Here is a 25,000-nt window from a genome sequence, read left to right on the forward strand (position 1 = left end):
GCAAAGATAAGTGAAAGACACAGAATTATAGAGGGAATATGAAGAGCCCTTATCGGACGAGCGGGATGCTTGCGGCAGCGGGCTGTCTTGCCCACCTTGCATATCTTCTAAAAACAAGCCTGTGGCTTATCATTATTTCTTGCTCAGCTTCTCTATTATTTTTAAAAGCCCCTTTCTGTTCTTCGCCTCGTGGTAAAACTTGGGCAATTTTTCTAAAAGGGTAAAATGTGTACGATCTTTATGCTCGCGCAATGTGGCCGAAATGTATTTTTCCAGGTATGCCAGGTGCTGCCCGTTGTAGGCGAAGAACACCTCGGCCTTAAAAGGCATCATCAACCAAAGTTCGGCATCAAAATACCTGTTGGCCGGTAATTGCCAGTGCCCTTTACTGCCCAGTATGGTAATTTCTGTGGATATTCTTTTATGCAGACCGCATTGGGTACAATGCAAGCTTGCCGTTTGGGTTTCAAAACTTACTGTAGCTATGGCTTTTTTGTTACAGGCGCTGCAATGCACCCATACTTCACCATAAAAGTCAGACATGAGTTTGTTTTCGTCTGTAAAGCGTTGTTGCATCTGTTTTTTGTTTTTAAATATAGTTATAGAAAGTTCGATTTAAGAAGCATGATAGTTCGAAAAACATCGATACAACAGTAAGCGCCCCAACCAAGCTGGCGCACGCCTGCGGCGTGTGCCAAAATAAGACTTAGATTGACGCAAAAAATCAACCCTGATAACCTAACAATCCGCAAACAATCTTATATTAGTTATTATTTCAGCTGCGCTTTGTTTTAGCATTGATTGCCAACTAATTAATGGGATTAAGAAACGTTATCACTATCATTAAGATCCTCCGTAGAGCCATCTCCATGGCCGCTTTGCTTATAGTGGGTTTAATGGCGAACGCGCAGATGCAGGTTGGCTTAAATAAGGACAGCCTGAAGCGTGTGCTCAGCAAAATGCCCAATGACACGCTGAAAGCCCGGATGCTGATTACCCTTGGGCAACAATATGAAAGCAACCGGCCCGATTCGGCCGTTTATTATTATAAACTGTGCGATCAGTTGAGCAGGCAATTACATTATGCCTTCGGTACCCTTCGCTATATCAGTAACTACACGGCGGTATTAAACGTGCAGGGGCGGTTCAACGAATCTTTACAGCTAAACCTGCGCGCGGTTGAAATATCCCGTAAGGAGGGTTTAAAACAAGAACTGGTAAAGGCGTTGATGAATACTGGCGCCGTTTATCAATATAAAGAGGATTATGCCCGGGCCATTAGTTATTACTTGGAGGCACTGCCATTAATTGAAGCCGGAGGGAACGTGCAAAACCTGTCGTTTGCGTATGGTAACCTTTGCGGCTTGTACCGCAGTATCAAGCAAACTGATAAGGCCTTGTTTTACGCGCGCCTCGCCTTAAAATATGCCGAAAAGAACAATGACCCTTATGCCACCACTGCCGCCTGCATTAATATAGGCAACGCGCTTAAGGATGGCGGTAAAATCACCGAATCAATAAATTACCTGCAACGGGCGCATCAGTTAGCACTTAGCATCAATGATAATAACTACCAGGAAACAGCGCTCATTGGCATTGCCGATGCCTATCTTCAGCTGAAGCAGCCGGGGCGTTATATAGGTTTCTTCAGGCAGGCGCTGCCGCTGGCAGAGACTATTGGCGATGTATCGGGACAGGCTTACTCCCTCAGCGGTATTTGTATGGGCTTATTTTGGCAAAAGCAATACCGCGAAGCTGAAACACGATTGATAAGCGGGATCCGTTTTGCAAAGCAGCATGATCAAAAGGAGGTATTGAGCCAAATGCTGCTGCTCATGTCAGACGTGCAGATCGCCTTGGGTAAGGCAGATCATTCGCAGGCTTATCGTAACCAGTACGATTCCGTAAGTAATATATTGCTGAATGCCCCGCTGCTTAAAAACATCCAGGAACTGGAAACAAAATACGGACTGGCAAAGAAGCAAAAAGAGGTACTGGAAAAGAACCTGTTGCTGGCAAAAAAAGAGCGCGAAACCCAGCGCCAGCGTCAGTGGCTAATTGCGGCAACGGCAGGGATAGCATTATTGGTGATGCTGGTTGTGCTGGGCTATCGGTATTACCGGCAAAAACAAAACCTGAGCCTGAAAGCATTACAGGTATTAAAAGCCGAGCAGGAAAGCGAGCGCTTAAAAGCGGTGATAGAAGGCGAACAACAGGAGCGCCGCCGCATAAGTCGCGAAATGCACGATGACATGGGTGCAGGACTTACCCGTATGCTTTTTTTGAGCAGGGCCATGGGCACACAGAATGATATGGCCGGTAAAATAGGTGCAACCGCCGAAGACCTCATCAAAAAAATGAACGAGGTAATATGGACCATGAACGACGAAGAGGACACGCTCGACAGCCTGATCGCCTACATCAGATCTACCAGTGCCGAGATGCTGGAAAACGCCGAGTTAGAATATAACATCACCATAAATGAAACAAAGGGGGCAACGCCATTGAACCGCGAGTTCAGGCGTAATATTTACCTCGCCGTAAAGGAGGCTTTGCATAATGTGATCAAACATGCGGAAGCGTCAAACGTGCAAATAACGCTTTCAAGCAATGGCGATCTCGAAATTATGGTGCGCGATAACGGTAAGGGCTTCAGTACCGAAGCAAAACCACGTGTAGGGAACGGCATGAAAAATATGCGCCGGCGAATGGAACAATTGGGCGGCCGGATAGAGGTTTTACATGAGCAGGGTACCTGTATCCGCTTTGTGGTGCCTTTGCCTGTATAACTTTTGTTATATAATAAGTTTGTACAAAACTTATGAACTTTACAGTATGGAAAAAATTACGGTAAGTATTGTGGAGGACATTCCCGAAATACGGGAGGGTGTAAGGTTTATCATTAATCAAACCCGTAATTTCAGCTGCCTCAGCGTTTATGATAATGCCGGCGATGCCTGCCGCGGCTTACTTGCCGAACCACCGCAATTGGCCATTATGGATATTTCACTGCCCGATGGTACCGGGTTAGATTGTATCCGTAAACTACGGGCGGCAGGCAGCGCTATCCAGTTTATGATATTTACCATATATGAAGATAGCGACCAGGTTTTTGAAGCCCTTGCAGCCGGGGCAAGCGGCTATTTGCTAAAAAACGCGGCACCCGAAAAGATAACTGAAGCGCTTAAAGAACTTTATGACGGCGGCTCGCCCATGAGCGCGTCTATAGCCCGTAAGGTGGTTAACTCATTCAGGGCGTCTGATGAGCAAAATAAACTTTCGGCACGTGAGGTAGAGGTATTGGGCCTGTTGGCCAAAGGTTTTTTGTATAAAGAAATAGCGGCACAGCTGTTCATCAGCACAGGAACTATAAGGCAGCACATCCATCATATCTACGAAAAACTGCATGTACAAAACCGTACCGAAGCCGTTAATAAAGTATTCGGCAAGCAGGGTTAAGCTGGTAAACCAGTTTCGGTAAAATGTAACTTTTGTTCTATTTTGTACCTCCCCGGTGCGGGATAGCTTTGGGTAATTAATCATTCAAAACTATCCGAACATGAAACGCATCAAATCTATTCTGCTATTGGTTGCACTCCCGCTGCTGGGTATAGCCCAAACTAAAGAACAGGCACTGCAAGCCGTAAAAGAACGTAAAGGTTGGTACATAGGCGCAGGTATTTTTCAGTCTATCCAAACCACCCATTGGAAGTACGACCAAACCCCGCCCGCTTTAGGAGTACCCTTTTATAATTCGGCCGATGGCTTTAGTCATGATGTTGGCCGTACGCTGCTGGCCATCGGTATCGAAAAGAAATCGATCTTCGGCACACCCCAGCTGCGCGACGGTATTTTTGTGGGTAACTATGATTACCACGGCAATTATTTGGGCAGCACCTACTCACCTATATATAATTTTGTAGATTTTGATTTTGGTGCCGATGTACTCTTCAATCCATCTGCCAAAACAACTGCCGATTGGTTGAGCGACGATAACAATCAGATCTCTTCGGGAGGGATTACGGTTGGTGCCTCCGCGTACATCAGGGCTCAATGGGTGTTTTTTCTTTCGCCAAAATTGCGGATGACCGTACTCTCAACAGCCGTAGGCGCTCAATACCTGTATATCAGTAACAATGGCAAAGGCGTGGTATCGCAGCCGCTCGTGCCCGATTTTAATTACAGCAAAGGCTGGAACGAAAAGATAGCCACGCTCTATTTCGCCGTAGGTACCTTAGGCTTCGAAACCTCAAAATTCAGTATAACCCCGGAAGTAAGGGTGTTTAGCCTGGGTACATCATCTACCAGCTTAAAACCCGAACGCCTAATTGGTGATGTAAGGATGGACGACAGGCCATCGGTGGTAACCTATGGCATAAAGGTGCTGAAGAAGTTTTGATAGGGTAGAGATGATGTTAATCCGGTGCAAAAAATAATAAAAACGCCTGTAGATGAAAATTTGCAGGCGTTTGATTTTTAGTAAATTAGTGTTATTGTTCAAGCTATTACCGATATTAAAACAGCAAATGGCAACCCAGTTTTATGATATTACCGATAAAAAGTTTAAGCAAATCTTGTTTGAGCTAACCGACGAAGATTTTAAAGCAGCGGAAAATGTATTGCAGGAGTTTAAAAAGCAAACAGGTTTAACTATTGATCAATATGGCACAACCAAGTTACATTATGACCATGCAAAGTTAATTACCAAATTACTTGAGGATTATTTAACCGGGAACAAGAGTATTGGGCATGTTTTAACAACAAGGTTATTAATGATAAAAGATTATTTTATAAAAATAACAAACGATGTTGTTGCAGTAGGGGATTAAAGTTTAAAGGTGATATAGTAATAGTAACCTATTCTTCGTTATACTTTAATTAAAAAAGAATTGTTAGAGGTTATCCTAAACTTATATTGTCATTAAAAAAATCATGCTGCTCCAAAAAATGCTTTTAAAGCGAATTGTCGAAAAATATTTAGGGATAGGTTTACTCATCGTATGTTTTTTGCCATGTAAATCTTTCGGGCAAAATACCGCAGAAAAATTCAATCGCGATTCATCAAAAACCATTACGCTAACTGAATTTGAACATAGGGTAGACAGGGCCATTCTGCTTCTTAAAACCCAAAAACTATCGGCAATTGCGGATAGCGATCATGTTAGTATCATTATGTGCCTTAACACTATTTTGGCTACTCATAATAGCCAAAGCTTTGAAAAAACATTTAAGTCGGCAAGGTATAAGCGGCTAAATCAACTTTACGATAAAGTTGATTACGGACAAGGCCTTACTAAAATTTATACCAAGGTATATCCCAACAAGGGCCTGGGCTACTATTTTCCGGAACTGAAGATGGAGCTTTACGGCATGCCGAGCAGTTATGCTATATTTGATGTAGTAAAATAGCCATTTTCTGCTGGCTGGCGCACGCCTGTGGCATGTGCGATATTGGAAACCCAATTTAGATGGAAGTAAAATCTTAATAAATGAAGATAATCATCTGTTCAATATTAACCCTTTTAGTTATTAGCTGTAGTAATAAAAAAAGGCCGTCTGAAAAGCTTTTAGTAGGGAGATGGAAGGGGGATTTTAAAACGACAGAAGTTGAATTAACGTTTAAATCAAATCATGCATTAACGATTTATTACGTAAAGGGAAATCGTTATTTAAATGAAAGATATTTAGTAAAGGGCGACACCGTTATTTTAACAAATTCAAAGGATACTGCTCTTTTTAACATCAATAACGGTAATGAACTTAAACTGGAGACGATTCATCCAATGAAAGCGCAAATTAATTTAATATTCCTAATCACCTTTGATAGAATAGAAACGGCAAACCAGTAAAAATGTAATGAGATCACCCCCTCGCTAAATTTATTTGATCACAATGCCGCCTTTATTATGAATATACTGCTCATAGTTAAATTCCATGCGGTGCAAAATGAACTTATTACAGTTTGATACATTTTTTTGTATCGTTTTTAAATCGTTATAGTCAAAAAAGTAAATCATTAATTTTTCTTGTGGATGATCTTTCAAATAGTATTTTAAATCGCCCAGGGCATCTAAGTAAAATCTTTCGGAGGTGTGTGGTGGAATAAATGCAGGGATTCTGACTGAATCAAACAAGTCAGTTTCATTACAGATTAAGTCCGTGTCATTTTTCAGATTAACCTGACTGTAAACGACAATCTTTTTTTCAGAATCGTTTTTGATTTCTATTGAGCTGATTCCATCCATCACGCACGATGTGAGTGCAAATAAGATGCAGAGTGGCCACTTTTTCATTTATTAGCACAATATATCATTATTGTAGTATTTCGATTTGACATGCATAGTTCACAAGCCGTACTTACACATGCCCTGTATGATTAAAATTGGCAGGCTTTTAGAAAGGTGCCATAATAAAACCAGACCGCAGGCTAAACTATCGTCGCCCTTAGTTACTTCCTTATTTTATGTCATTATCAAATTTTATAAATTTTTCTCCTAATGAATAATCTAACTCCAAACTGTCAATAATTGAATGCGATAACAATCCTTTTTGCTGTAGTTTATTTTCAAATGAATACTGATTAAGTAACTCCCAAAGTATAGTAAGAGATGTTCTATCCTGTTCAGAAATGTCTATTTTGGTTAAATTATCTTTTATTAGCTTTGTTAAGATTTCTTTTCTTTCATTAAAGATTTCTCTATTCATTTTACTTAATTAAGTTGTTAAAATAGTTAATGCACGTTTTATAGCTTCCCCTCACGCTGGCGCACGCCTGTGGCGTGTGCTAATATATAGCCTCTAATACGGATTAATGCTAACCACCTCAAACTTCGCCGGTTCACCTTGTGCAACTTCCACTATAATATATAGGTCGCCTTTGTTGTTTTCGGCGGGATACTTGGTGGTGTAGATCAGATCGATGCGGTAAGAAGACAAGCCGGGAGTGGTAGGATGCTTTTTGTAGAACGCGCTCCTCAACTCCACGCTTATCACGTTCGGATCGTTATCTCTCGCGTTTAACAGGTCCACCACCTCGGTTTGTTCGCTCAAAAAACGGATAATTTCAAAATTCAGGGTTGCTGTTGGTTTCTGCATGGCTTAAGGTTTATGTTTTTAAATATAAACAATAATCGGTTGATTTACAGAAATGTAGTACGTGCTGTTTTTTGGCGGGCGGATTATGGAAGCCGTAATGCTTTATTTCACCCTGTTAAACACAAACAGATCAACAAATACATACTTGCCATCCTGCAGGTTGCCGCGGGCTATTACGAACTGGTTGGCTGAGCGTTTTTCGTAAAGGATGCGCAGGTCGCCGCCCTCTTTTTGAAAGATAGCCTTGTCCTTACTTGCTTCTACAAAAATGTAACGGTCTTGCTTGTCTTTATCCTCTAGTCCGTTCAACCCCGGTTTAAAGTGTTTCACCATCGATACCAGGCCTTGTTCGGTTTGCTCGTAGGCTAGTATTTCATAAATATCCAGCTTGCCGCCGCGCATCATGCGCATAAAGCCTACAATATTGTCGGTTTCGGGCGGCATCCAGTAACCCTCTATTTGTTGCCCTTCGGCGGTGGTGGCTTTCCAGTGGCCTTGTATAAAGGCGATGTCGGCAAATGAGCCTTTGGCCGGTGTTTGGGCGTAAGCGGCAGTGAACAGGCCGCTGAATAATATCAATAAGAGTAAGGTGCGCAGGTTTTTCATAAAAGGTGATTTATAATGGATAAATATACATAATCATTTAATTTACCAATAAATGATTAGCAAAACACACGGTGTTGCTGCTTATGCAGATGGAAGCAAAATATAGGGCTTTTTATATCATGCCACTATCCGTAACTTCGCTTTTTATTTAACGCTCATTTAAATGTCTAAAAGCGCCACGCCGCCACCTCCGCAAAAAGAGAACCTGCACCCACGTAACCTGCACCGCGGGCAGTACAACTTTGCAAAGCTTATTAAAGCCTTGCCCGAACTGCGGGAGTTTGTAAAGCCGAATCCTGATGGTATAGAATCAATAGATTTTGGCGACGCGGAAGCGGTGGTGATGCTGAACAAGGCCTTGCTTAAAGCACATTACGCTATCGACTTTTGGACGTTGCCTGCCGGTTATCTTTGTCCGCCAATACCGGGCCGGGCAGATTACCTGCATTACGCGGCCGACTTGCTGGCCGATAGCAATGAAGGGCTGATACCTAAAGGCAGCAAGGTAAAGGTGCTTGATATTGGCTCGGGCGCTAACTGCATTTACCCGCTTATTGGCAACAGCGCTTACGGCTGGCAGTTCACCGGATCTGATGTTGATCAGCTGGCGGTTAATTCGGCCAGGAACATTGTTTCGCAAAATCCGCGGATTAAACCGCTGATAGAGCTGCGCGTGCAAGCCAATAAGAACAATATATTTCCCGGCATAATATTACCCGGCGAAACGTTCGACCTTACTATTTGTAACCCGCCATTTCACGCTTCGCTAAAAGAGGCGCAAGCCGGTACCATTAAAAAATGGGAAAACCTTAACCGCGAGCAAAAAACGGCGCTTAACTTTGGCGGTAAAAAGAACGAACTTTGGTACACCGGTGGCGAAGCTGGCTTTATCACCAAAATGATTGAGCAAAGCGCGCAGTTTGCCAAAAGATGTTTTTGGTTTACCACGCTGGTATCAAAAAAGGATAACCTACCGCATATTTACAAAACGCTGGAGTGGCAAAAGGTAGCGGAGGTAAAAACCATTAACATGGCACAAGGCCAAAAAGTAAGCCGTGTGGTAGCATGGACATTTTTATCTCCCGAAGAACAGACCGCATGGCGTAAAGATCACTGGCAGCAAAAATAACCGTATGAAACAGGCAGTGTTTACACTGAACGGCCGGATATGGATAGATGTAGGCGGCGAAAAGATGCTTGGCCATGGCCGTGTTGAGCTGATGGAGCGTATACAGGCTTCGGGTTCGATAAGGCAGGCTGCCTTGCAAATGAAAATGTCGTACAAACAGGCCTGGGACCTGGTAAACCATATCAACTCGCACTTCGAATCACCTGTTATTATATCGCAACGAGGTGGAAAGGGTGGCGGCAGTGCCGTGATTACTGCTGAAGGGCAAAAACTGATCCGGCAATTTCATCATCTGCAACAAAAATTCAATTTATTTCTCCAGGAAAACAGCGGCAGCTTTACTTTTTAGCTTTCTTTTCGGCTGATTTTTAAACACGATTGTCTTTTTTATGTGTTTTTTGGCGCTGTGAAGCATAGCGTTTACAGGTTTTATATATTTTAGCGTTATATTTTTAAAAGTATAACGCTAAAATATCATCTACATGAATAAAAATCTACTCTTAAAATCACTTATTTTATTGTTTGCATTGTTTTTAACCAGCTTAAAAACTTATGCACAGCTGGCAGATACAGGCAAACACGTATTTCAATTAGGGCAGGTAACCATTATTGGTGCTAAGGATAGCCTGCAATCAAACAAACTAAGCGCGGGTACCCTTAATCAGTACAACAGGTATGATGTATCGCACGCGCTCAACCTGCTGTCCGGTATTACGCTGATGGCTGTTGGCGCTCGAAACGAATCGGCCATTAATGTACGCGGGTTTGATATCCGCCAGGTGCCGGTATACCTTGATGGTGTGCCGCTGTATGTGCCTTACGATGGCTATGTAGATTTGGCGAGGTACAATACCTTTAATCTATCCGAGATCAGCGTAGCCAAGGGTTATTCATCGGTACTGTTTGGCCCCAATGCCGAGGGCGGTGCTATCAACCTGGTGAGCCGTAAACCCGTGAAGCCTTTTGAACTGAATGCTGTTGCCGGTTACCTAAATGGTGGCTACAGGTTAAATACCAATATCGGCGGTAGCCAGGGTAAGTTTTATTACCAGGTTTCGGCGTCGCAATTAAAACGTAATTATTTCCCGCTATCATCATCGTTTGTACCGGTTAAAAATGAGGACGGCGGCCATCGCGATAATTCTTACAGCAACGATATCGACCTGAGCGGAAAGGTAGGCTTTACACCAACTGCCTCGCAAGAGTATGCCATTGGCTACAGTTACCACCGTGGCAAGAAAGGTACACCGGTTTATGCCGGCGATAATACCCAAAACTCTTTATTTAAAAATCCGCGTTACTGGAAATGGCCAAACTGGGATACACAAGGTTTATACCTGTTAAGCAACAATAAGCTTAACGCAACCAATACAATAAAAACCCGCTGGTATTACAGTCAGTTTAAAAATGAAATTGATAGTTATGATGATGTTACCTACACCACCATTAGTAAGCCCTATGCTTTTAAAAGCATTTATGACGACTATACTTTAGGCAGCAGCGTAATATTTGAAAACACGGATATCAGGAACAACAGTTTCAGTATTGTGGGCCAGTACAAGCAGGATGTACACCGCGAGCATAACGTAGGCGAACCAACCCGCCGCAATGCCGATAACAACTTTTACATTGGTGCCGAAGATACCTATCAACTAACACAGGCCTTAAAGGTAAACGTAGGTGTAAACTATAACGACAGGCGCAGCACCGCAGCCCAGCAGTTTGTAAGCAACGCCATTGCCGAACTGCCTGCCAATAGTAACAGCGCCTGGAATGTGCAGGGTTTAATACAGTACGATTTCAACAGCAGCAACGCGCTAAGTTTTTCAGTTGCGCGCAAAACCCGTTTCGCTACCATTAAAGACAGGTATTCGTACCGTATGGGTACAGCTATTCCAAACCCTGACCTTAAGGCGGAAGACGCGCTTAATTATGATTTGAGCTATCGTTCCTTAATTGGTGGCAAACTGACCTTACAGGCTTCCGGTTTTTACAGCAAGATCAACAATAGCATACAAACCGTAAACAATGTAGCGGTTGACCCGGTAACTAACAATAACCTGGCGCAGGTGCAAAATGTAGGCAAGGCCGAGTATTACGGTGCTGAATTTGCAGCAGGCTACCCAATAATGAACAATTTAAGCGTTAATGCTAATTACACCCTTATTGTACGCAATAATTTATCGGCGCCGCAGGTATACTTTACCGATGTGCCTAAACATAAGGTGTTCGGTTCGGTACAATACTCGCCTGTTGCCAAATTGTATTTACTGGCATCTGAAGAGTACAATTCAAAAAGATACAGCACCAGCTATGGCACACCGTCGGGCGCGTTTTACCTAACAAATGTAAAGGCGCATGTAACCTTGCTTAAAGGCTTCGCGGTGGAGGGTGGTGTTAATAACCTGTTCGATCGTAATTATACCCTTACCGAAGGCTACCCTGAGCAGGGCAGAAACTACTTTGCCAACATCATCTATAATTATTAAATTTAGTTGACCGGTATTTGAATTTTAAATTGAAAAAGGAACAGCGCAAACCATCCATCAAACTGCACGTGGCATATGTGCGCAAGGCGGGTATTGTGCTGTTCCTTTTTGTGGTAAGCGTTGCCCTTTCGGCCGGGGCTTATTACCGGGAAGAAATACCTATTGGCCCTTACTCGCTTAATTACCCGGCTAACTTTGGTAACCGCATTAATACCCCGGCCAATGAGCCTGTTACCCGGCAGGCTGTGTATCTGGGGCGGATGTTGTTTTACGAAACCCGTTTATCGGCCAATAACAAATTATCGTGCGGCAGCTGCCACGAACAAGCCCGGGCGTTTACCGATGGCAAAGCTTTGAGCGCGGGGGTAGATAATGTATTATCTACCCGTAATTCCATGTCGTTGGTTAACCTGCTTTGGGCACGCAAATTCTTTTGGGATGGCCGGGCTGCAAGTCTGGAAGACCAGGCTATTGTACCCATGACTAACCCACACGAGATGGGGCAGTCGCTAATATTATCGGCACAAAAACTAAGCAAAACCAAAAACTACCCCGGTATTTTTAAAATTGTTTATGGCGATACCGCTATAACCGGCGATCGTATTGTAAAGGCTATAGCACAGTTTGAGCGTACGCTTATTTCGGCCAATTCGCGGTATGATGATTATTTACGGAACGCTTATCAACCCACTCCCTTAGAATTACAGGGCATGGTGCTGTTTAACCAGGCACCCCAACCCGAAAAAGGCATCCGTGGCGCTAATTGTACCCATTGCCACGGGGGCGTTAAAAATTATATGGAGCTTTTTCATAACAATGGGCTCGATAGTATTTATAAAGATGCCGGGATAGAAGACCTTACCGGCTTAGCTGCCGATAGGGGGCGGTTTAAAGTGCCAACCCTACGTAACATCGCGTTAACGGCACCTTATATGCACGACGGTCGCTTTAAAACACTGGAGGAGGTGATAGATCATTATAGTGAGCATATCAAACAATCGGCCTCGCTGAGTGCTTTTTTGCAAGGCGAATCAAACATAACCGGCGGCACATCGTTAAAACTGCTGCCGCAGGAAAAGAAAGCGCTCATAGCGTTTTTGAATATGCTTACCGATACCGCTTTTGTAACCGATCCTCTATTTTCAAACCCACATTTAACAGTTAACAGGAAATAAAAACATTAACCTCATGAAAAAAATAGCATTACTCATTGCCTTCGCTTTTTTAAACCTGGCGCCGCTGCTAAGCATCGCGCAAGCCGAAAAACAGGCCATTGTTAAAGTAAGTGGCGAGGTAACCACCCCTTTAAATATCAGCGCGGCAGAACTCCAAAAATTTACGCAAATTACCGTTACCCGTAAAGACAGGGATGGTAAAGATCACGCCTATTCGGGTGTGGTACTGGCTGATATTTTGCAAAAAGCAGGTGTAACCATGGGGGCCGAACTAAAAGGTGAAAACCTTGCTAAGTATTTATTGGTAGAAGCCAGCGACGGCTACCAGGTGAGCTTCGCTTTGGCCGAACTGGATAAGAGCTTTACCGACCGGCTGATCATACTGGCAGATAAGGTTGACGGAAACCCATTGCCTGCCGCTGATGGCCCTTTCCGCATTATTGTGCAGGACGAAAAGAAACCCGCCCGTTGCGTTAAACAGGTTACTTCATTAAAGATCGCCTTCGCTAAGTAAGCAGTACCGGTAAAGAATTTGCGCAAAGCCTTCGGATCGTTATCCGGAGGCTTTGTTGTTTTAAACGTGTATTTGTTGTACAGCAAGTATTTATCCGATTTTTTAAATTAACAGCAACCCAACGTTTATCATTTTTTATACGATGATGCATTAAAAACACGTCATTTAAATTACAACAAAATGAAAAAGTTAACCTACAACCTCATTGTGGCAATTATTGCCCTACTCATTACACAAAGCTGCAAAAAGTTAGACCAAAGTACTGTCGGGTATGAGCTGGTGGCCAGTAAAACCATAGTCAAAATTCAGGAACCAGATTCTCTGCTGGTGCTGGGTGCTTCTGCCAACGATTCCATTAACTGGGTAGTTGCGCCATCGGGTTTCAGCAGTATTATTAAACGCGGTAATGCGGCTTTGGCAATATTCAGCAAGGCCGGTAATTATACGGTTACGGCAACTGTAAATGGTAGCAGCCCGGTAAGTACAACCATCACCGTTACCGATTCTGTTTATCATCCCGCTGAACCACAGCCAACACATATACCCTTAACCGGCGACCAAATTGTATTACACGCTAATTTTTATGAGCATGCCGAAACCGATTCTGCCTACCTGTACTTTACCGCTGTAACTACCAAGCACTATACCTGCGGCAACAGCATAATCAATTACACCAAATCGCTTGATGCGGCAAACCATTTCGGATTATCATTCATAGACGTAACCAAACCTGCCGATCCTGCCTGCTTACCCGGCGGAGGCGCGATCTCGTCAGATATTATCGATTTCAGGCAGCACACCGCTACACCTTATTTAACCGATGGCACCTATCCGCTTACCGTTACTTTAAATGGTACTACTTATACAGGAAGCATTACAGTTACCGCAACAAGTATTAATTTTAGCTGGCCGTATACCGAAGGGGTAACGATAACGCCTTTGCATATAAACAGGTAGTGGTTTTGAATGATCTGTTCGGTGAAAAGATGTTAATTTAACTCACCCCGACTACGCTGCGCTGGTCGACCCTCTCTACAAAGTAGAGAGGGTTAGAAAATTATGATCCTTCTTTGCGCAGCAGAGAAGGTGGTCGGGCGAAGCGAAGACCGGATGAGTAAAATTATAACGGATGCCTTAACTTAGGAACATCCGTTTGCCGAACGGATAAAGCAGACAAAATGCAATAAATTAAAAAAACTTTAAAAAATGCAGATTGCACCCAACGTTTAGTAGGGTTTGTTCGAAGTGTGTTTAAGAGAAGCTTCGAAAATTTAATTTCTTGAATGGATCTTTCTAAAAAGCAGGTAGGTAAGCTGGTAAAAGGGTGTATAAATAATGAGCGCACGGCACAGGAAGCCCTGTACAAGTTATTTCATGCCGATATGCTGCGCGTTTGCTATAGTTATATACAGGATAAAGACAAAGCGAAGGAAGCTTTCAACGCCGGGTTCCTGAAGGTTTTCCAGTCGATAAAGAACTTTGATGCCGATAAGGGCGAGCTTGGCGGCTGGATCAGGAAGATCATGATCTATACCGCTATCGACCTTTGCCGCAAAGAACTGAAATTTAATACTGCCGACATCAGCGATGAGCAAATTGCCGACGACCGGTTTATTTCGCCGGAAATATTGGAGAAACTGTATTTTGAGGATATCCTGCGTAACATACGCACACTGCCTTACGCCACACAAACGGTTTTTAACCTATCGGTACTGGATGGCTTTAGCCATAAAGAGATTGGCGAGCAGTTAAACATAAGCGAGGGTACATCGCGCTGGCACCTGGCCGAGGCCAAACGGAAATTAAGAACATTGCTGCAACCGGATACCGAAAGCAATGAACAGCTAAAGGAAAGGAGGGCAGCAGGAAAATGAAACAAGCGTTAAAATATCTTGAGCTTTGGCAACAAAAAAGAGCCGGGCTGCCAATAAACGACGACGCTAATGCCGATTGGATGGATATGCAGGCCATGCTCGACGTGCAACTGCCCGGCGGAAGCACGGGTGGTGGCAGCATTACGCAATATATGCAGGCGTTTAGGTATAAGCTGCTATCATATATCGTAGTGGCGGTATCGGTTACTACCGTACTTTACTTCGCGCTCCACAAAAAACAGGCGGAGGATAAAGACGATAAAAAGCATCCGTTAAAAACCATTGTCGCGAAAAAGAATACAGACTCAACTATTAACCATGATGCTGTAATTGATGCCGACGATAATAGCAGCGAAGCAGCAAAGGATAGCTCAATATCAGCGGATAGCAGTTTGAACAAAACGGGAATAGGTAATAACCGGGATTCGGTAAGTAAAGCTCATGTCGATACAGAAAACAAGAAGAATGGATCATCTCCCGGAGATGCAAAAGATGCGCAACATGGAACAGATATAAATGCGGATAAAACTAAACGGGGAGGTTCTGCGGTAGACGATAATACTACGATCAATCCTAATAAAAAACCATCGCAGGGCGCGCCAACTAAACATGGTAAAAACGGGGCCCGGTTTGTTCCGCAGAATGCGCCTGCCATAAACCATAATAATAGAAGTAGTAATAATGACAAGCTGATAGCCGGCGCTGGCGACAGGATACAAAACTATCTTTCGGTATTGCCGCCTGCACAGCAAACCTTTGTGTTTTACAGTAACAGCCCTGCTACACCAAATTTTGCTGCAAGCGGATACAATGTTAATTCCATATCTGTTAAATCGGGGTCTGCTAAGGAACAACCAAATGCAGGAAAAGCTAAGCAGGATAAGAGCAAGCAGGATAGTAAGAAGAAAGATAAAAAGCAGAAGGCATCATCGCCCTTAAATATTGATTACGGTATTTTGATTGGCGTAAATGCCCCGGGTAGTTTTACCCCCAAGAGTGAGAACAGTAATTTTTATGGCAGTTCACCGGTTGATGCCTTTGCAGGCGCTTTTGTAACCTATCATTTAAATAACAGGTTGGGTATTAATTTTGAGCCAAGCGGCCTCAATCCACAAAAAATAAGCGGCACCTATTCTGCAAAAGTTGTCAGCCTGATAGATTCGGGCCAGTTTTTAACCATCAGCGATTCAAGGAAATTATACAACCTAAACCTTCCTTTGCATATAGTATACAAGTTAAACAACTACGTGAGCCTGAAGGCGGGGCCCATAGTTAGTATTCCGCTTAAAACTACGGCAGGTAAAACCCCTTACGTAGCCAGCGGTAATCGCAAAGACTCGCTTTACTACGTACGGATGACGGACACCTTAAAGAACATCACCTTTCAAAAGCGGATAGATTACGGTATTTCGGGCGGGGTAAGCTTTAATGTAAAGCGCTTTACTTTTGATATTAACTACGTTCATTTTTTAAGAGGGCAACAGGTAAGCTCTCCGCTGGGTACTTATACAAGCAAGAACGGCACCCTGCAATTTAAGCTTGGCTTTAAATTGGGAAAGGCTAAAGATTAACAACTCACCCCGACTACGCTACGCTGGTCGACCCTCTCTGCTTCGCAAAGATGGTAAAATAAGAAACCCTTCTTTGCAAAGCAGAGAAGGTGGTCGGGCGAAGCTAAGACCGGATGAGTTAAATAGCCTTCTAATTCCTGGCTTTTATGGGGATCCAAACTTCTTCTTCCGAGTCGGGATGGTTGTTCTTATACTTTTCGCCGAGTATTTCAAAATGCGGACGGTTATCCAAGTCGTAGCCGGAATTAGGCAACCACTCATTGAAGATATAACTGAAGGATGGTGCAAAATCGCTTGCTGCACCACGGTAAATAAACACCGCGTACAGTCCGCCTGGTAAGGTATAGGTTTCCATACCTTCGGGAATGTTTTCAAAATCGGAAACCTCGGTCACGGCCCATTTTTCAAATGTGGTATCGGGGGTAAAAATCACGTTATCTTCGTAGACCTGCATACAGAGCACATCATTACTCAACGTATTAGTGATCTGTCTGCGCCTTGGCATAAAGCCTTGCCAAAGCTGCAGGGTTTTATCGTTATTGAAAGACATGGTCACTTTATGGCCAACCAGCTTTTTAGCGGCGATGGTTTCAATCCGGTTTTGCATAAGTATACGGTTACAGCGGCAAATATAGCAGCGTGCCATTATTTGCGAAATATATATCTGCGGGTTAAACCACTTGCTGTAAAAACAATCAAAACAAACAGATATGCCCGCTTGTGGCATGTGGTAATATTAGCGCATCAACCCATGAAAATACCTGCATTCACCCTATTGCTGTCCTTGTTTGCCATTGCCGCACAGGCGCAAAATAAAGGCATTGTATCGCGCCATAACAAGAACGCTGTAATACAGGCATTGGGCCTTACGGATAGTGTTGCTAATAAAACAAGCATTATCGTATCGCCGCGAGGCAGGCATACGGTAGTAGCAAAAAATGGCAACGTAAGCACGATAGTTAATCCCGATGGCACACACGCGGTCGCGGTAAAGAACGGCAATGTATCTACCGTTGTAAATTCAAACGGAAGCCATTCCACGGTGATAGATAACGGCGCGACTTCCACCATTGTTAACCCCGACGGTACTCATTCGGTACTGATCAACAACGGCACGGTATCAACCCTCGTTAATGCCAACGGCACCCACTCAACCATTATTGATAACGGCGCTACGGCCACCATCGTCAATCCCGACGGCACACATTCTACCGCCATAAAAACCGGCTCAACCTCCATTATCGTTAATCCCGACGGTACGCATACGGTGGTGGTTAATCCATAAAAGGGGGGTAAACAGGTATTCCTGAAAATTAAATTATTGTTGTTTTTACACTTAAGGAGAGCCCGTGTGTAACAAACTGATGACAAGCACGATGGCGCAATGGTATTAATATGTAAATTGTACATATTTTTTTACCAATTGTGCATTTTGTTGATGCTGTTTCATTATAATTACTATGTTTACTAAAAAATAACCGATAGTTTATTGCGGCCTGTTGCGGGTAAGTGTGAGAGATTTAGCGACGTGTTGTGCCCAAAACTTTGCAGGGATATTGAACCAATTAATCAAGAATACCACCTTTTTGTACTTAAATATTTTATGGCAGAGAACAGTAAAAACACGTCACGTCGCAGTATGATCAAAAAAGTTGCCGCCGGTACCGCAGCAGCAGTAATTGGCGAAAGTTTATTTAACCGCGTATCAGCAGCCGAAGCCCTGCTGGATAGCAGCCTTAAAGGCCGTATCAATCATTCCGTATGCCGCTGGTGCTACGGCTCGGTATCATTAGATGACCTGTGCAAGGCAGCTAAAGATATGGGCATGACCTCGATCGATCTGGTTGGTCCGGATGAGTGGCCAACGCTTAAAAAATACGGCCTCATGTCGGCCTTAACCCAGGGTGCCGGTAAAGGCATTGGCGAGGGTTTTAACAACCCGGCTTTTCATGATGAACTGGTAAAAAGCTATACCGAAGTAATACCTAAAGTAGCCGAAGCCGGTTTCAGCCAGATCATCTGTTTCTCGGGTAACCGTAACGGATTGGATGATGAGCAGGGGATAAAAAACTGCGCCATCGGCCTTAAAAGATTAATGCCTATTGCCGAAAAATATAAGGTGACCATGGTGATGGAATTGCTGAACAGCAAGGTTGACCACCACGATTACCAGTGCGACCACACCAAATGGGGCGCCGCTTTATGCGATGCTGTAGGGTCTGACAGGTTTAAACTGCTGTACGACATATACCACATGCAAATTATGGAGGGCGACGTTATCGCTACTATTAATAAATACAACAAATACATATCGCATTACCACACCGGTGGAGTACCGGGCCGTGCCGAAATTGACGAAACGCAGGAACTATATTACCCGGCCATTATGAAAGCCATTATTGCTACAGGTTATAAAGGCCACGTTGCACAGGAGTTTATTCCGCGCCGCCCCGATAAAATAGCCTCGCTTAAACAAGGCGTTCAAATTTGCGACGTATAATTTATTGCATCAAAATATTATTCTATTGAGCAGCCCCGGCTGCATAACCCCCTGATTATGATTAAAGCTAAATACTTTAAAATTTATGCTGCTGTATTGTCGGCCGTTTGTGTGTCGGCGCTGTTTTACGCCTGTAAAACGGTAGCTACCAAAGCCACATCCGCCGCCCCGGCAAAACCGGCACGTGTACTTGTGTTCTCTAAAACCAAAGGCTACTACCATGGCTCAATACCCGCGGGTATGGCTGCCATACAAAAGCTGGGTAAAGAGAATAACTTTATTGTTGATACTACTAAAAACTCAGCCTATTTTGTTGAGGATAGCCTGAAACACTACAGCGCTGTAATATTTTTAAGCACCACCATGAATGTGCTTAACGCCGATGAACAGGTAGCCTTTGAGCGCTACATTGAAGCAGGCGGTGGTTACATGGGCGTACATGCCGCGGCCGATACCGAGTATGATTGGCCATGGTATAACAAACTGGTTGGCGCTTATTTTAAAAACCACCCCGGTAACCCTAACGTACGCAAAGCTACTGTTGATGTTATTGATACTACCTTTATAGCTACCAAAGGGCTACCCGCCCGCTGGGAGCGTACCGACGAATGGTACAACTACAAAAGCATTCAGGAGGATATTAAGGTAGTGGCCAAGCTCGACGAAAACACTTACGAAGGCGGCGAGAACGGCGATAACCACCCAATTGCCTGGTACCATGGGTTTGATGGCGGTCGCGCGTTTTATACCGGTGGCGGCCATACCGACGAGAGCTATGCCGAACCATTGTTTTTAAAACACCTGCTGGGCGGTATCAAATACGCTATAGGCAACAACATTCAGCTTGATTTTTCAAAATCGTATGCGGTTAGAAAACCGGAGGATAATCGTTTCACAAAAAACATCCTGTCGAACGATTTGAATGAGCCCATGGAACTTTCGGTAACGCCGGATGGCCGCGTGTTCTTTATTGAACGTGCCGGTAATTTCTATGTATATACCCCAACTGATGGTAAAACCAAACTGGTTTACACATTCCCGGTTAAAGCGGTTGATAAATACCTGAACGGTTTGCTGGGTATGACTATTGACCCTGATTTTGAAACCAATAACTTTATTTACTTCTTTAATACTGCCGAAGCCGGTGGCAAAACCAAGCAGCATATTTCGCGCTTTACCATTGGTAAAGATAATGTGCTTAACCTGGCATCAGAGAAGGTGATCATCGAGATCCCTATCGACCTGGAGGTAAGTGCCCACACAGGCGGTTCACTGGCCTGGGATAAAAACAAGAACCTGTTCATCTCTACCGGTGATAACACAGTTCCGTTTGAGTCTGATGGTTTTGCACCTATCGATCAGCGCCCTAACCGCTTAACTTTTGATGCCGAGCGTTCTGCCGGTAACACCAATGATTTGCGTGGTAAGATCTTAAGGATCCACCCCGAAGCCGATGGTTCATACACCGTGCCCGAAGGTAACCTGTTCCCGAAAGGAACACCTGATACCCGCCCTGAGATTTATGTGATGGGTTGCCGTAACCCTTACCGTATGTCGGTTGATCCTGAAACCTCTTTTGTATACTGGGGTGAGGTGGGTCCGGATTCGGGTACCGATGGCGCGCAAGGCCCGCGTGGTTACGATGAGTTTAACCAGGCAAAACAAGCCGGTAACTTTGGCTGGCCGTATTTTGTGGGCGATAACAAACCATATAAAGAGTACGATTTTGCAACCAAGGCCATAGGCAAGTATTTTGATGTAAATGGCCCCGAAAATAAATCGCCATACAGCACCGGCGCTAAAAAACTGCCGCCGCCGCAAAAGCCTATGGTGTGGTATCCTTACGGTCGTTCTGCCGAGTTCCCGCAATTAGGGCAGGGTGGTCGTTGCGCTATGGGTGGCCCGGTATATCATTATGATGCGGCGTTGAAATCAGACACCAAATTCCCTGAATATTACGACAAGGCCCTGTTTATGTACGATTGGATGCGTAACTGGGTATTCGCCATCCGTTTTGATGAAAATCATAACTACAAACGTATGGAGCCATTTATGGAAACCAATGGCGATTTCAGAAGACCTATAGATATTGAGGTTGGTCCGGAAGGTTCATTCTACATGCTGGAGTACGGTTCTGTTTATGGTATCGATAACGTTGATGCCCGCCTGGTACGTATAGATTACAACGGCGGTAACCGTGCACCTATTGCTAAAATTGAAACCCAGGATACTATTGGCCTTGCGCCATATAAAGTGGCCTTCAATTCAAAAAGCTTTGATAATGACGACGACGATAAACTAACTTACGAGTGGAACTTTGACGGCACCAAAACATCAAACGAGATAAACCCTACTTATACTTTTGAAAAGAACGGTATTTATAAAACCACCCTTAAAGTAACCGATGCCGGTGGTAAGGTTGCAATTGATACCGTGGAAATTAAAGTGGGTAACACCTTGCCGCAGGTAGCCATCAACACGCCAAATAACCGTACTTTCTTTTTCCCAGCCGCGTCAACCTTTACTTATAAGGTAGATGTAAAGGATAATGAAGATAAAACCATCGACCCTAAAAAGGTGAAGGTTGCGCTTGATTTCATTGCTAAGGTAGAAAGCAACAAAGCCCTCAAAGGTCACCAGGAAATTACGCCTACTTACAGCTACGGTAAAGACCTGATAGCGAAAAGCGATTGTAAGGCTTGTCACCAAATAAACGATAAATCGGTTGGCCCGGCATTTATGCTGGTAGCTAAACGCTACGCAGGCGATAAAGGCGCGGTAGCCCGTTTGGCCAAGAAGATCATTGTAGGTGGTGGCGGTGTTTGGGGCGAGCATGCCATGAGCGCGCACCCGCAACTATCAAATGACGATGCATCTGAAATTGTGAAATACATCCTGTCGCTTAACTCGCAAAAAGCGGTGGTAGCCCTGCCACAGCAAGGTTCGGTAGCTTTAAAAGAGCATACCGCGCAGCAAGATCAGGCCAGGTATATCTTCTCTGCTTCGTATACCGATAAAGGCGGCGCTATCACTCCGCTTACTAAAAAGGAAAACATCATACTGCGCCCTGCGAAAGTACAGGCCGAAGATTTGGATGTGCTTTTCAACATCAAGATACAGGAGAAGATCATCGGCAGTATCCACAACAAATCGTTCGCGGTATTGAAAAATGTTGATCTGAAGGATATCACCAAGTTAACCTATATGTACGCCTCTGCTAACCGCAGCGGAACAATAGAAGTTCACCTTGATTCGCCGAAAGGTGAGGTGGTAAGCACTATCGGCTTTACACCAACCGGTAACTGGGATACTTACAAAACATTGAGCGCGCCGGTAAAAGATCCGGGTGGTATACATAACCTGTTCTTCGTATTTGTTAAACCCGATAAACCAAACAATGACCTGATCAGTATTGATTGGATCAATTTTGAAAAGTAAGCACATCGGCTCACCCCGACATTGCTCCGCTTATCAACCCCTCTCTCCGTAAACGGAAAGAGGGATTTGTTTTTTTACTGTTTCTTTTTCCAACCCTCTTTGCGAAGCAGAGAGGGTGGTCAAGCGAAGCGTAGACCGGGTGAGTTAACTATGCACTAATACCCTCAAAGCCTGTTCGTTGCAAAGCGAACAGGCTTTGTTGTTAATAGGCTATTAAACAGCTTGTTGGGCATACGCTTGATGGACTATTATACTGTGACATTGCAGGATTGTAAACAATATTTGCATTTTATTATCTGATTTTATCCAATACGTTGGCGCCCTTTTTTTTGCAGTTTTTAATACTTATAATCGCATTGTTATAACTGTTGTGCAGACAGGAAACCAATTGTAACCATTAAATGACCAACGTTTTATTTAAAAGAAGAGATGGCTTTGAGGGACAGAAACTGATCAATGTTCCGGAAAAGGTATGGGATGATGTGTTTAAGAAAGATGCTTCTTTTTTTCAGTTGTACATTACCCAGATAGGTTATTTCCCTAAGGCGCGTTTCCATTACCGCGAACGCCGCAAAGGCTGCGAGGATAACATTTTGATTTACTGCGTGCAGGGCAAGGGGCATTATGTTTTGGATGGACAATACCATACTGTGGTAGCCAACCAGTTTATTATACTGCCTGCAACCGATAAGCCTATGCGTTACTGGGCCGATATTGACGACCCATGGACTATTTACTGGGTGCATTTTACCGGCAGCAATATCAACGGCTTCAACATCTTTTTAAATATCGACGAGACACAGGGCCCTGTGCAAATATCGTTCAACGCCAAGGCGATTGATATATGGCACAGCATGTTTCAAAGTTTGGAGGAAGGTTACACGATAGAAAACCTGTGCGATGCCAACTTTTGCCTGTACAGCTTTATCGCTACGTTCCTGTTCCCAACAAGGCATGTTGCCCAGCCTAAGCCCGAAAGTACCGATATAGTAACCGAAACCATCAACCACATGCGCGCCAACCTCGATAAAAGGTTTACCGTAGAGGATATGGCCAAAAAGCACAACTTTTCGCGCTCTTATTTTTCCAACATATTCCGCAAGGCAACAGGTATGCCGCCGGTTGATTACTTTATCCACCTTAAAATGCAGAAGGCCTGCCAGCTGCTGTACGAAGGTGAAACCAAAATTAAAACTATCGCGCTTGATGTAGGATATGATGATCCGTTCTATTTCTCGCGCATCTTCAAAAAATACATGGGCATATCGCCCGAACAATATCGCCTTTCAACCCAATACGGGGTGTTAAAAACAGGCTAAAGGTTCTTCTTTTGTTATAATTCAGTAGTAAATTGCCCTGTGTACGCGGGGCTTTTTGCTTTTAAGGGGATTGTGCAGGCCGGTGAAATACTTGTCGTAATCAACCCCTGTAATTGCCGTATTTGCACCCCACAATATTATAAAACTCCGCTTACATTTGTAATGTAAACCACTAACAAATAAAAGTTATAAACGGGAATGGGTAGCGTAAAGCGCTGCCTATCAAAAAACAATACAGTTATGGAAAGCACAAAAGTTGAAAAAACGATCACCGTTAACGCCACCCCCGAAAAGGTATGGCAGGTTTTGCTGAACGACGAGTATACAAGGCAATGGTTTGCCGAGTTTTCGCCGGGCACGTATGCCATCAGCGACTGGAAATTAGGCAGCGAAGTTATTTACCAGGACGGCAACGGCATGGGTATGGCAGCAAAAATTACCGCTATTGAGCCTTATACTTATTTCGCGGTAGAATTTACCGGCGTAATAAAAGATGGCGTGGCCGATTATGACAGCGACGATGCCAAAAAGTTTACCGACGGCAGCGGCGAAAGGTATCGCATTGTTCCGGTAAGTGACGGCGTTACCCGGTTAGATGTAAGCACCAATAGTCCGGATGAATATCTTGAGATGATGACCCAAATGTGGGATAAAGCGCTGGAGAAATTCAAACATCTGGCCGAAGCCTGATCTCAAACTAAAATAACCATATCCACTCAAACTAAAAACCTCACCCAATCATGAAAATTTTAAAAAAGGTATTGCTGGTTATCGTAATCATTATAGCGGTAGTACTAATTGTGGCTGCGTTTACCAAAAGCGAATACTCAGTTAAGCGCAATATTGTGATCAATAAGCCCAAAACCGAAGTGTTCGACTATATTAAATATGTTAAAAACCAGGAGCAGTACAGCAAATGGGAAAAGATGGACCCGGCTATGAAAAAAACCTATAGCGGTACCGATGGCACTGTGGGCTTTACCTCGGCCTGGGATAGTAAGGTAGACAGCGTAGGGCAGGGAGAGCAAACCATAGCCAAAATAAACGAAGGTGAAAAGCTGGACCTGAAGATCCATTTTATAAAACCCTTTGAAGGCAAGGCCGATGCTTATTTGGCAACGGAAGTAGTAACACCAACCGAAACCAAGGTAACCTGGGGGCTGAAAAGTAAAATGCCTTACCCTATGAATATTTTCCTGCTATGCATGGATATGGATAAGATGATTGGCGACGACCTGCAAACCGGCCTCAATAATTTAAAAACCGTACTCGAAACAAAATAATTTCACC

Annotated in this window: 26 protein-coding genes; 20 read left to right on the forward strand and 6 right to left on the reverse strand. The window is 43.9% G+C overall.

Annotated features, from left to right (window positions below; all coding sequences use genetic code 11):
• Nucleotides 1–132: 132 nt before the first annotated feature.
• On the reverse strand, nt 133–576 hold the full coding sequence (locus tag AC07NA_RS13075; protein ID WP_494898001.1) for a hypothetical protein: 444 nt from the start codon (nt 574–576) through the stop codon (nt 133–135).
• A 239-nt stretch (nt 577–815) separates the two neighbouring features.
• Here AC07NA_RS13075 and AC07NA_RS13080 point away from each other — a divergent pair, with 239 nt between their 5' ends.
• From AC07NA_RS13080 to AC07NA_RS13105, 6 genes are all read left to right on the forward strand, one after another.
• On the forward strand, nt 816–2,789 hold the full coding sequence (locus tag AC07NA_RS13080; RefSeq protein WP_494898002.1) for a tetratricopeptide repeat-containing sensor histidine kinase: 1,974 nt from the start codon (nt 816–818) through the stop codon (nt 2,787–2,789).
• A gap of 46 nt (nt 2,790–2,835) precedes the next feature.
• Entirely contained in the window at nt 2,836–3,459 is a 624-nt protein-coding gene (locus AC07NA_RS13085) for a response regulator (RefSeq protein WP_494898003.1), read from the forward strand.
• A 100-nt stretch (nt 3,460–3,559) separates the two neighbouring features.
• A complete protein-coding gene (locus tag AC07NA_RS13090; RefSeq protein ID WP_494898004.1) occupies nt 3,560–4,399 on the forward strand; it encodes a hypothetical protein in 840 nt (279 codons plus the stop codon).
• A gap of 52 nt (nt 4,400–4,451) precedes the next feature.
• Nucleotides 4,452–4,829: a hypothetical protein gene (locus AC07NA_RS13095; protein ID WP_494898005.1), complete on the forward strand. Its 378-nt coding sequence runs from the start codon at nt 4,452–4,454 to the stop codon at nt 4,827–4,829.
• Between the two features lie 103 nt (nt 4,830–4,932).
• On the forward strand, nt 4,933–5,409 hold the full coding sequence (locus tag AC07NA_RS13100) for a hypothetical protein (protein ID WP_494898006.1): 477 nt from the start codon (nt 4,933–4,935) through the stop codon (nt 5,407–5,409).
• Between the two features lie 80 nt (nt 5,410–5,489).
• Complete coding sequence (locus AC07NA_RS13105; protein ID WP_494898007.1) at nt 5,490–5,849, forward strand: hypothetical protein; 360 nt, start codon at nt 5,490–5,492, stop codon at nt 5,847–5,849.
• A gap of 30 nt (nt 5,850–5,879) precedes the next feature.
• Here the strand turns inward: AC07NA_RS13105 and AC07NA_RS13110 are convergent, their stop codons facing one another.
• The 4 genes from AC07NA_RS13110 to AC07NA_RS13125 all read right to left on the reverse strand — a co-directional run bounded on the left by AC07NA_RS13110 (nt 5,880) and on the right by AC07NA_RS13125 (nt 7,701).
• Complete coding sequence (locus AC07NA_RS13110) at nt 5,880–6,245, reverse strand: hypothetical protein (RefSeq protein ID WP_494898008.1); 366 nt, start codon at nt 6,243–6,245, stop codon at nt 5,880–5,882.
• Nucleotides 6,246–6,456: 211 nt separating this feature from the next.
• Nucleotides 6,457–6,705: a hypothetical protein gene (locus tag AC07NA_RS13115; RefSeq protein WP_494898009.1), complete on the reverse strand. Its 249-nt coding sequence runs from the start codon at nt 6,703–6,705 to the stop codon at nt 6,457–6,459.
• Nucleotides 6,706–6,798: 93 nt separating this feature from the next.
• Complete coding sequence (locus tag AC07NA_RS13120; RefSeq protein ID WP_494898010.1) at nt 6,799–7,095, reverse strand: hypothetical protein; 297 nt, start codon at nt 7,093–7,095, stop codon at nt 6,799–6,801.
• 102 nt (nt 7,096–7,197) lie between these two features.
• Nucleotides 7,198–7,701 carry a DUF6265 family protein gene (locus tag AC07NA_RS13125; RefSeq protein WP_494898011.1) on the reverse strand — a complete coding sequence of 168 codons (504 nt, stop codon included), beginning with the start codon at nt 7,699–7,701 and terminating at the stop codon, nt 7,198–7,200.
• A gap of 163 nt (nt 7,702–7,864) precedes the next feature.
• Here AC07NA_RS13125 and rlmF point away from each other — a divergent pair, with 163 nt between their 5' ends.
• The 8 genes from rlmF (at nt 7,865) to AC07NA_RS13165 (ending at nt 16,453) form a co-directional block, all read left to right on the forward strand.
• On the forward strand, nt 7,865–8,830 hold the full coding sequence (rlmF, locus tag AC07NA_RS13130) for a 23S rRNA (adenine(1618)-N(6))-methyltransferase RlmF (protein ID WP_494898012.1): 966 nt from the start codon (nt 7,865–7,867) through the stop codon (nt 8,828–8,830).
• 4 nt (nt 8,831–8,834) lie between these two features.
• Nucleotides 8,835–9,179, forward strand: a complete 345-nt coding sequence (locus AC07NA_RS13135) for a winged helix-turn-helix domain-containing protein (protein WP_494898013.1) — start codon at nt 8,835–8,837, stop codon at nt 9,177–9,179.
• Nucleotides 9,180–9,312: 133 nt separating this feature from the next.
• On the forward strand, nt 9,313–11,319 hold the full coding sequence (locus tag AC07NA_RS13140) for a TonB-dependent receptor plug domain-containing protein (protein WP_494898014.1): 2,007 nt from the start codon (nt 9,313–9,315) through the stop codon (nt 11,317–11,319).
• A 29-nt stretch (nt 11,320–11,348) separates the two neighbouring features.
• The gene (locus tag AC07NA_RS13145; RefSeq protein WP_494898015.1) at nt 11,349–12,494 is read left to right on the forward strand and encodes a cytochrome-c peroxidase; all 1,146 of its coding nucleotides are present in this window, start codon (nt 11,349–11,351) and stop codon (nt 12,492–12,494) included.
• A 13-nt stretch (nt 12,495–12,507) separates the two neighbouring features.
• Nucleotides 12,508–13,008 (forward strand): molybdopterin-dependent oxidoreductase, encoded by a 501-nt coding sequence (locus AC07NA_RS13150; protein ID WP_494898016.1) that lies wholly within the window; start codon nt 12,508–12,510, stop codon nt 13,006–13,008.
• 180 nt (nt 13,009–13,188) lie between these two features.
• A complete protein-coding gene (locus AC07NA_RS13155) occupies nt 13,189–13,965 on the forward strand; it encodes a hypothetical protein (protein ID WP_494898017.1) in 777 nt (258 codons plus the stop codon).
• A gap of 326 nt (nt 13,966–14,291) precedes the next feature.
• Entirely contained in the window at nt 14,292–14,882 is a 591-nt protein-coding gene (locus AC07NA_RS13160; RefSeq protein WP_494898018.1) for an RNA polymerase sigma factor, read from the forward strand.
• Nucleotides 14,879–16,453, forward strand: coding sequence for a porin family protein (locus tag AC07NA_RS13165; RefSeq protein ID WP_494898019.1), 1,575 nt, complete (start codon nt 14,879–14,881; stop codon nt 16,451–16,453). Before AC07NA_RS13160 ends, AC07NA_RS13165 begins: the two co-directional genes overlap by 4 nt.
• A 130-nt stretch (nt 16,454–16,583) precedes the next feature.
• Here the strand turns inward: AC07NA_RS13165 and AC07NA_RS13170 are convergent, their stop codons facing one another.
• Nucleotides 16,584–17,060, reverse strand: coding sequence for a GyrI-like domain-containing protein (locus AC07NA_RS13170; protein WP_494898020.1), 477 nt, complete (start codon nt 17,058–17,060; stop codon nt 16,584–16,586).
• Between the two features lie 144 nt (nt 17,061–17,204).
• Here AC07NA_RS13170 and AC07NA_RS13175 point away from each other — a divergent pair, with 144 nt between their 5' ends.
• The 6 genes from AC07NA_RS13175 to AC07NA_RS13200 all read left to right on the forward strand — a co-directional run bounded on the left by AC07NA_RS13175 (nt 17,205) and on the right by AC07NA_RS13200 (nt 24,993).
• Complete coding sequence (locus AC07NA_RS13175) at nt 17,205–17,738, forward strand: hypothetical protein (RefSeq protein ID WP_494898021.1); 534 nt, start codon at nt 17,205–17,207, stop codon at nt 17,736–17,738.
• 318 nt (nt 17,739–18,056) lie between these two features.
• Nucleotides 18,057–18,953, forward strand: coding sequence for a TIM barrel protein (locus AC07NA_RS13180; protein WP_494898022.1), 897 nt, complete (start codon nt 18,057–18,059; stop codon nt 18,951–18,953).
• A 57-nt stretch (nt 18,954–19,010) separates the two neighbouring features.
• Nucleotides 19,011–22,391 carry a ThuA domain-containing protein gene (locus tag AC07NA_RS13185; protein WP_494898023.1) on the forward strand — a complete coding sequence of 1,127 codons (3,381 nt, stop codon included), beginning with the start codon at nt 19,011–19,013 and terminating at the stop codon, nt 22,389–22,391.
• Nucleotides 22,392–22,792: 401 nt separating this feature from the next.
• A complete protein-coding gene (locus tag AC07NA_RS13190) occupies nt 22,793–23,710 on the forward strand; it encodes an AraC family transcriptional regulator (RefSeq protein ID WP_345211535.1) in 918 nt (305 codons plus the stop codon).
• Nucleotides 23,711–23,950: 240 nt separating this feature from the next.
• The gene (locus AC07NA_RS13195) at nt 23,951–24,400 is read left to right on the forward strand and encodes an SRPBCC family protein (protein WP_494898024.1); all 450 of its coding nucleotides are present in this window, start codon (nt 23,951–23,953) and stop codon (nt 24,398–24,400) included.
• Between the two features lie 50 nt (nt 24,401–24,450).
• Nucleotides 24,451–24,993: an SRPBCC family protein gene (locus tag AC07NA_RS13200; protein ID WP_494898025.1), complete on the forward strand. Its 543-nt coding sequence runs from the start codon at nt 24,451–24,453 to the stop codon at nt 24,991–24,993.
• Nucleotides 24,994–25,000 lie beyond the last annotated feature (7 nt).

Source organism: Mucilaginibacter sp. GW821-FHT07G05 (assembly GCF_059418565.1).

Bases quoted from the DNA above. Each gene is read 5' to 3' on its own strand.
- AC07NA_RS13125 (WP_494898011.1), bottom strand. From the start codon at position 7,701: ATGAAAAACCTGCGCACCTTACTCTTATTGATATTATTCAGCGGCCTG.
- AC07NA_RS13180 (WP_494898022.1), top strand. From the start codon at position 18,057: ATGGCAGAGAACAGTAAAAACACGTCACGTCGCAGTATGATCAAAAAA.
- AC07NA_RS13160 (WP_494898018.1), top strand. From the start codon at position 14,292: ATGGATCTTTCTAAAAAGCAGGTAGGTAAGCTGGTAAAAGGGTGTATA.
- AC07NA_RS13080 (WP_494898002.1), top strand. From the start codon at position 816: ATGGGATTAAGAAACGTTATCACTATCATTAAGATCCTCCGTAGAGCC.
- rlmF (WP_494898012.1), top strand. From the start codon at position 7,865: ATGTCTAAAAGCGCCACGCCGCCACCTCCGCAAAAAGAGAACCTGCAC.
- AC07NA_RS13095 (WP_494898005.1), top strand. From the start codon at position 4,452: ATGAAAATTTGCAGGCGTTTGATTTTTAGTAAATTAGTGTTATTGTTC.
- AC07NA_RS13150 (WP_494898016.1), top strand. From the start codon at position 12,508: ATGAAAAAAATAGCATTACTCATTGCCTTCGCTTTTTTAAACCTGGCG.
- AC07NA_RS13085 (WP_494898003.1), top strand. From the start codon at position 2,836: ATGGAAAAAATTACGGTAAGTATTGTGGAGGACATTCCCGAAATACGG.
- AC07NA_RS13105 (WP_494898007.1), top strand. From the start codon at position 5,490: ATGAAGATAATCATCTGTTCAATATTAACCCTTTTAGTTATTAGCTGT.
- AC07NA_RS13110 (WP_494898008.1), bottom strand. From the start codon at position 6,245: ATGGATGGAATCAGCTCAATAGAAATCAAAAACGATTCTGAAAAAAAG.
- AC07NA_RS13135 (WP_494898013.1), top strand. From the start codon at position 8,835: ATGAAACAGGCAGTGTTTACACTGAACGGCCGGATATGGATAGATGTA.
- AC07NA_RS13195 (WP_494898024.1), top strand. From the start codon at position 23,951: ATGGAAAGCACAAAAGTTGAAAAAACGATCACCGTTAACGCCACCCCC.
- AC07NA_RS13170 (WP_494898020.1), bottom strand. From the start codon at position 17,060: ATGCAAAACCGGATTGAAACCATCGCCGCTAAAAAGCTGGTTGGCCAT.
- AC07NA_RS13115 (WP_494898009.1), bottom strand. From the start codon at position 6,705: ATGAATAGAGAAATCTTTAATGAAAGAAAAGAAATCTTAACAAAGCTA.
- AC07NA_RS13190 (WP_345211535.1), top strand. From the start codon at position 22,793: ATGACCAACGTTTTATTTAAAAGAAGAGATGGCTTTGAGGGACAGAAA.
- AC07NA_RS13075 (WP_494898001.1), bottom strand. From the start codon at position 576: ATGCAACAACGCTTTACAGACGAAAACAAACTCATGTCTGACTTTTAT.
- AC07NA_RS13200 (WP_494898025.1), top strand. From the start codon at position 24,451: ATGAAAATTTTAAAAAAGGTATTGCTGGTTATCGTAATCATTATAGCG.
- AC07NA_RS13185 (WP_494898023.1), top strand. From the start codon at position 19,011: ATGATTAAAGCTAAATACTTTAAAATTTATGCTGCTGTATTGTCGGCC.
- AC07NA_RS13155 (WP_494898017.1), top strand. From the start codon at position 13,189: ATGAAAAAGTTAACCTACAACCTCATTGTGGCAATTATTGCCCTACTC.
- AC07NA_RS13100 (WP_494898006.1), top strand. From the start codon at position 4,933: ATGCTGCTCCAAAAAATGCTTTTAAAGCGAATTGTCGAAAAATATTTA.
- AC07NA_RS13165 (WP_494898019.1), top strand. From the start codon at position 14,879: ATGAAACAAGCGTTAAAATATCTTGAGCTTTGGCAACAAAAAAGAGCC.
- AC07NA_RS13140 (WP_494898014.1), top strand. From the start codon at position 9,313: ATGAATAAAAATCTACTCTTAAAATCACTTATTTTATTGTTTGCATTG.
- AC07NA_RS13120 (WP_494898010.1), bottom strand. From the start codon at position 7,095: ATGCAGAAACCAACAGCAACCCTGAATTTTGAAATTATCCGTTTTTTG.
- AC07NA_RS13175 (WP_494898021.1), top strand. From the start codon at position 17,205: ATGAAAATACCTGCATTCACCCTATTGCTGTCCTTGTTTGCCATTGCC.
- AC07NA_RS13090 (WP_494898004.1), top strand. From the start codon at position 3,560: ATGAAACGCATCAAATCTATTCTGCTATTGGTTGCACTCCCGCTGCTG.